This window comes from Paraburkholderia dipogonis, assembly GCF_042680985.1.
In the GTDB taxonomy this organism is placed as follows: domain Bacteria; phylum Pseudomonadota; class Gammaproteobacteria; order Burkholderiales; family Burkholderiaceae; genus Paraburkholderia; species Paraburkholderia phytofirmans.
The window spans coordinates 1-5,445 of record NZ_JBHUFR010000043.1 but is presented as its reverse complement, the minus strand read 5'-3'; the positions used below and the strand labels follow the sequence as shown (position 1 = coordinate 5,445).

At 57.9% G+C, this 5,445-nt stretch carries 5 protein-coding genes and 1 pseudogene; 2 read left to right on the top strand and 4 right to left on the bottom strand.

Annotated elements, in window-relative coordinates; all coding sequences use genetic code 11:
* Together ACFSNN_RS38650 and ACFSNN_RS38645 are read left to right on the top strand one after the other, a co-directional pair.
* On the top strand, positions 1-185 hold a 185-nt coding region (locus ACFSNN_RS38650; RefSeq protein WP_377779221.1), incomplete at its 5' end, for a hypothetical protein.
* A 908-nt stretch (positions 186-1,093) separates the two neighbouring features.
* Complete coding sequence (locus ACFSNN_RS38645; RefSeq protein ID WP_134466405.1) at positions 1,094-2,146, top strand: LacI family DNA-binding transcriptional regulator; 1,053 nt, start codon at positions 1,094-1,096, stop codon at positions 2,144-2,146.
* A 135-nt stretch (positions 2,147-2,281) separates the two neighbouring features.
* On the opposite strand, the gene ACFSNN_RS38640 is transcribed toward ACFSNN_RS38645, so the two are convergent.
* The 4 genes and pseudogenes from ACFSNN_RS38640 to ACFSNN_RS38625 all read right to left on the bottom strand — a co-directional run.
* Positions 2,282-3,217 (bottom strand): electron transfer flavoprotein subunit alpha/FixB family protein, encoded by a 936-nt coding sequence (locus ACFSNN_RS38640; RefSeq protein WP_134466479.1) that lies wholly within the window; start codon positions 3,215-3,217, stop codon positions 2,282-2,284.
* 86 nt (positions 3,218-3,303) lie between these two features.
* Positions 3,304-4,053 (bottom strand): annotated as a pseudogene (locus tag ACFSNN_RS38635) (electron transfer flavoprotein subunit beta/FixA family protein).
* Between the two features lie 94 nt (positions 4,054-4,147).
* Positions 4,148-5,002: a 3-hydroxyacyl-CoA dehydrogenase NAD-binding domain-containing protein gene (locus ACFSNN_RS38630; RefSeq protein ID WP_134466404.1), complete on the bottom strand. Its 855-nt coding sequence runs from the start codon at positions 5,000-5,002 to the stop codon at positions 4,148-4,150.
* A gap of 249 nt (positions 5,003-5,251) precedes the next feature.
* Positions 5,252-5,445, bottom strand: a 194-nt coding sequence (locus ACFSNN_RS38625) for a hypothetical protein (RefSeq protein WP_377779220.1), incomplete at its 5' end; no start/stop codon positions are given.

The following is a 5,445-nucleotide window of genomic DNA, read 5'->3' as shown; positions in this document are numbered from 1 at the left end:
AGCGTGCGACGCTCGTACCCGGTGTCATGCTGGAAAACCGTCATCTGTATGTCTCCATTGAACTATCTTTTCCCAGCGACGCGGTTCCGCGGGATGAAAGTACTTACCCTTGCGGACGAAACCATGCAGTCAAAATAAACATCGGCCACTTCAATGCTATCGTTTGCACTAACAATTCTATTTAATTCAAAGTATAGATGTCAATGCATGGTATACCCAATGCCATCGTTTGCACGAACGCTAAAATGAATGCGAGCCACAAAAATCTGCGGCCGCCGACGCTGCGTGCCTGCTCTCGGGCGGGAAAACGTTCCAGTTGCCGTCGTCGTGCCGAAAGAAAAAAATGACCACAGGATTTTCGGATTGCGACGACTGGACCCGAACGCAATGATTCCGACTTAACCGGGTATGCTGGACACGACTCACCCGCAAGGACGAAGCCGGATCTTTGCCAAACCATTTTTCGACGATAATTCTCAAGGACACCTGATTAAAATGCACTTTAACCTCCTGCGTGCTGACGGCACCGTCGCATCGACTGCGCATCACCGGATAATCGGTAATTCCACCTTGGGATTTCCATGGGGAATGGAAGCGACGCACGTTCTCGCCACCCTTCCAGATGCTCGTCCCGCATTCGCGATTTGCTCGATGTTACGGGGACGCGTTGCCTGCAACCCGGATCACCAAACGCTACGCACATTCGGAGACAAACTGAACAGACCAGAGCGCTAACGTTAGCATTACATTAGCAACTCAATGGAAGCATGTCAAATAAATATGACTATCTGTTTGTGCTTACGTTAGCATTCAAAAATGTCGGCAGTATTGCATGAACGTTCGTTCTGCCTGAAGGCGTCGCGCCGCTCTCTGGATGCTGACCACAAAGCAAGCAGTACCAGATACGGCGATGGTTCACGCTCGCACCGCTGGTATGCGGAAACGGTACCATGGCGCAATGCTATCGGTAGCACAAAACCAGGCCGCGTACCTTCCTGCGATGGAACATCTGGCCAAATTAGCAGGGGAAACCGGTTTGGTCGGCTATCCATCCCGTGCTATCGTTATACAAAACTGCCGCACTGGAGCGCCCATGACTACCATCAAAGACATCGCTGCACGCCTGAAAGTCTCCCCGTCCACGGTGGGACGCGCACTCGCGGACGATTCGAGAATCAGCGCAGCCACGAAGCAGCGGGTTAGCGAGGTTGCCAGTGAAATGGGATACGTAGCCAACCTGGCAGCACGAATGATGCGGGGGATTTCCAGCAACCTGGTCGGCCTCGTCCTTCCCGACATCCGCAACGGTTTCTACTCGACGATCGCCCACGCCCTGTCAAAATGTCTCGAGGGTGGTGGCTTCCAGCTGACCCTGTCAGAAACCGATGATGACCGCCTGACCGAACTGCATCACGTGCGCGAGCTAACGAGCGCGAACGTTGCCGGCATTATTATTGTGCCGACCGCGAGACCTCATCCGGATTCGGTGAAAATGCTCAGGGCGCTACCGCATATCCAGTTGTTACGGCGGCATGCGGCACTTGGCGACCAATGGTTCGGAATTGACGACACGCAGGCGATATACGAGGCGACCAACCATCTCGTGCAACTGGGCCATCACCGGATTGGGTATATTGGCGGCACGGATGACCTACCCACCGGTTCAGCGCGTCTGAAAGGGTTTCACAAAGCGCTGCCGCGGAATGAAACCGCAGTCCCGGCGTTTGTCCACCTCGGCGCCCCAGGCTCGGTCGACTTCGGCCGCGAGGCGACGCGTCGCCTGCTGTCGCTGGCCGTACCGCCGACCGCTATCGTTGCGGCGTCGGTGCAAACTACACAGGGCGTTCTTGAGGAGCTGACGGCGCAAGGCGTTCATGCGCCTGACGACCTGTCGGTTGTCGGCTTTGGCGACGAGATGGGGTTTCGCTGGTGGGGTCCCGGACTCACCACCGTCGGACTTCCGGTTTCCGACCTGGCAACTGCGTGCGGCCTGTGGTTTGTACATCACATGAAGCAGCACTCGTTCACCACCGCGCCTTACACCTCGATCTCGCCCGCAACGCTGATCGTTCGAGGTAGCACAAGGCATATCGGAGCGGCGTTGAGCGAGACGGCAAACTCGCCGTTGCACGATACGGCCAGCTGAAGCTGGCCGGTTACGTTCAGGACAACGCTTTGCCAGTAGTGTCAAATTCAACTGTCCCTCCCCGCAGCCTGGTGCAGCATAGTCCGTCAGCGCGGCTGGCGGATACGAGACTTGGCGCACCCTATGCGGGGCCGATCAGGACAGGTGATTGACGAAATCAGGCACGACACTGAACAGATCGCCCACGAGGCCATAGTCCGCGACGCTGAAGATCGGCGCTTCTTCGTCCTTGTTGATCGCGACGATCACTTTGCTGTCCTTCATGCCGGCCAGATGCTGGATCGCGCCCGAGATGCCGACTGCCACGTACAGTTGCGGCGCGACGATCTTGCCCGTCTGGCCCACCTGGTAGTCGTTCGGCACGAAGCCCGCATCGACTGCCGCGCGCGATGCGCCGAGCGCGGCGTTCAGCTTGTCGGCCAGCGGTTCGAGAACCTTCGTGTAGTTCTCGCCGTTGCCAAGACCGCGGCCGCCCGACACGATGATCTTCGCCGACGTCAGTTCCGGACGGTCTAGCTTCGTCACTTCACGGCTCACGAACTGCGAGATGCCGGAGTCCGCTGCGGCTTCGATCTTTTCGACCGATGCGCTGCCGCCCTCGGCTGCGACGGCGTCGAAACCGGTCGTGCGGACGGTGATGACCTTGATCGGGTCTTGCGACTGAACCGTTGCGATCGCGTTACCGGCGTAGATCGGACGCTCGAACGTGTCGGCGCTGTCCACTGCCGTGATGTCGCTGATCTGCGCGACGTCCAGCTTCGCGGCGATTCGCGGTGCAATGTTCTTGCCGTAGGCGGTCGCCGGCGCGAGGATGTGCGTGTAATCCTTCGCGATGTTCAGCACCGTGGCTTCGATGTTTTCCGCGAGACCCGCTTCGAGTTGCGGTGCATCGGCCAGCAGCACTTTGCTCACGCCTGCAATCTTCGCTGCGGCATCGGCCGCGGCCTGTGCATTGTGACCCGCCACCAGCACGTGAATGTCGCCACCAATCTTCTGCGCCGCTGCGATCGTGTTCAGCGTCGCGGCCTTGATCGACGCGTTGTCGTGTTCTGCCAATACAAGATTCACCAGATTCGTCATTTGCTCTGTCTCCGTGTCGACTGGAATTAGCGCTTTAGCGCTTACTCCAGTCCCATGCAACATAGTTGCCGTTCTACTTACAGCACCTTGGCTTCGGTCTTCAGCTTCTCGACCAGCATCTTCACATCCGGCACCTTCACACCGGCGGAGCGCTTGGGCGGCTCGACGACTTTCAGCGTTTTCAGGCGCGGCGTGACATCGACGCCGAGGTCTTCGGGTTTGACGACTTCCAGCGGCTTCTTCTTCGCCTTCATGATGTTCGGCAGCGTCACGTAGCGCGGCTCATTCAGGCGCAGATCCGTGGTGATGATTGCGGGTAACTTCAACGACAGCGTTTCCGCACCGCCGTCCACTTCGCGCGACACGGTTGCCTTGCCGTCAGCGACCACAACCCTCGACGCAAACGTCGCTTGCGGCAATCCAGCCAACGCAGCGAGCATCTGACCCGTCTGGTTCGAATCGTCGTCAATGGCCTGCTTGCCGAGAATGACCAGTTGCGGCTGTTCCTTATCGACTAGCGCCTTCAGCAGCTTCGCGACAGCCAGCGGCTGCAGTTCTTCGGACGACTCAATCAGAATCGCGCGATCCGCGCCGATCGCCAGCGTCGTGCGCAGCGTTTCCTGCGATTACGTCACACCCGCCGACACGGCGATCACTTCCGTCGCCACGCCCGCTTCCTTCAACCGCACCGCTTCCTCAACCGCGATTTCATCGAATGGATTCATCGACATCTTCAGATTGGCAATGTCCACGCCCGTGTTGTCCGATTTCGCGCCAACCTTCACGTTGGCATCGACCACTCTTTTTACTGCAACAAGAACCTTCACGTTCGTCCCGTCCTCTTGAATCTGTTCACCCAGCGGTATCTCATGCGACGATTTCGACGATCAACTTCCGCCTCACCGTACACATGCCATCCGCTTATCCGTTGTATTGAAAGACGCCCCTGCCTTTCTTACGCCCCAGCCTGCCCGCTGCCACGAGCTCCCGGAGCAGCGGAGAAGCACGAAACTTCGGGTCCCCAAGATCCTTCTGCAACACGTCCATGATCGACAGGCAGACATCGAGGCCGATCAGGTCAGCGAGTGCCAGGGGCCCGATCTCGTGACCGGCGCCCAGCCGCATGCCGGCATCAATCTCTTCTGCGGTCGCGACGCCCTCAGCCAGAATGAAGAAGGCTTCGTTCAGCATCGGGATGAGCAGTCTGTTCACGACGAATCCTGGAGAATTGGAAACGACAATGGGCGATTTGCCGATTTGCCGCGCCCATTGCAACGCGGAGTCGACCGTCTCACTGCTGCTCTGCAGCCCGGGAATCACTTCGACCAGCGGCAGGACGGGAACAGGGTTGAAGAAATGAATGCCTACGAAACGGTCAGGCCGTTCAAGCGCCGCGGCAAGTGACGTAATCGAGATCGAAGAGGTGTTGGTCGCAATGATTGCATGTGGCGCAACCGTTGACTCGATTTCGCGCAGAATGGCGACCTTGACGGCGGCATGCTCGGTCGCTGCCTCGATCACCACATCCGCACCGGCAAGGCTTCTGTAGTCCGTGCTTGCGACTAAACGCTGCACCGCTGCCGCGCATGAGGGCCCGTCGAGCCGGCCTTTCTGCACCATGCGCTCAAGCCTGGCGTTCAACGATGCAACACTGGTCGCAAGCGTCGTCTCACTGACGTCAACCAGTACCACCCGGAGGCCAGCGACTATCGCGGTCTGTGCGATCCCGCTGCCCATCGTCCCGGCGCCAACAACGCCGATCGTTTCAATTTTCACTCGGTGTCCTCTGATGTCGAATGGAGATGGATCAATGGGGTCTTTCGGGACACATCCCGCCAAGACCTGAAGACAAGACCCCGTATCTCCGGATCCGGTAGTTATGCCTGCGCGGTCAGCCCAGCGGCTCCGCGCCGCAGTCAATTATTCATGCGAACGATAGCATTTTTGTCTTGATCATCGCAAGCGTTCTGCTTTATGTCACATCACTGACGGGTCGAAGCCATATAATTTACGCTTGCTTATATGCTAACGTTTGCATAAACTGTATATCAATCTGGAACCGCCGGTCGACCACGTTGAACTCACGTAGTTCGCGCGACGATTCTGCGCCATAGCGAAGCAGGCAAAGTCCTGGCTGTCTACGACGCCCAATACGAGATACAAGGAGACATACAGATGACGGTTTTCCAGCATGACACCGGGTACGAGCGTCGCACGCT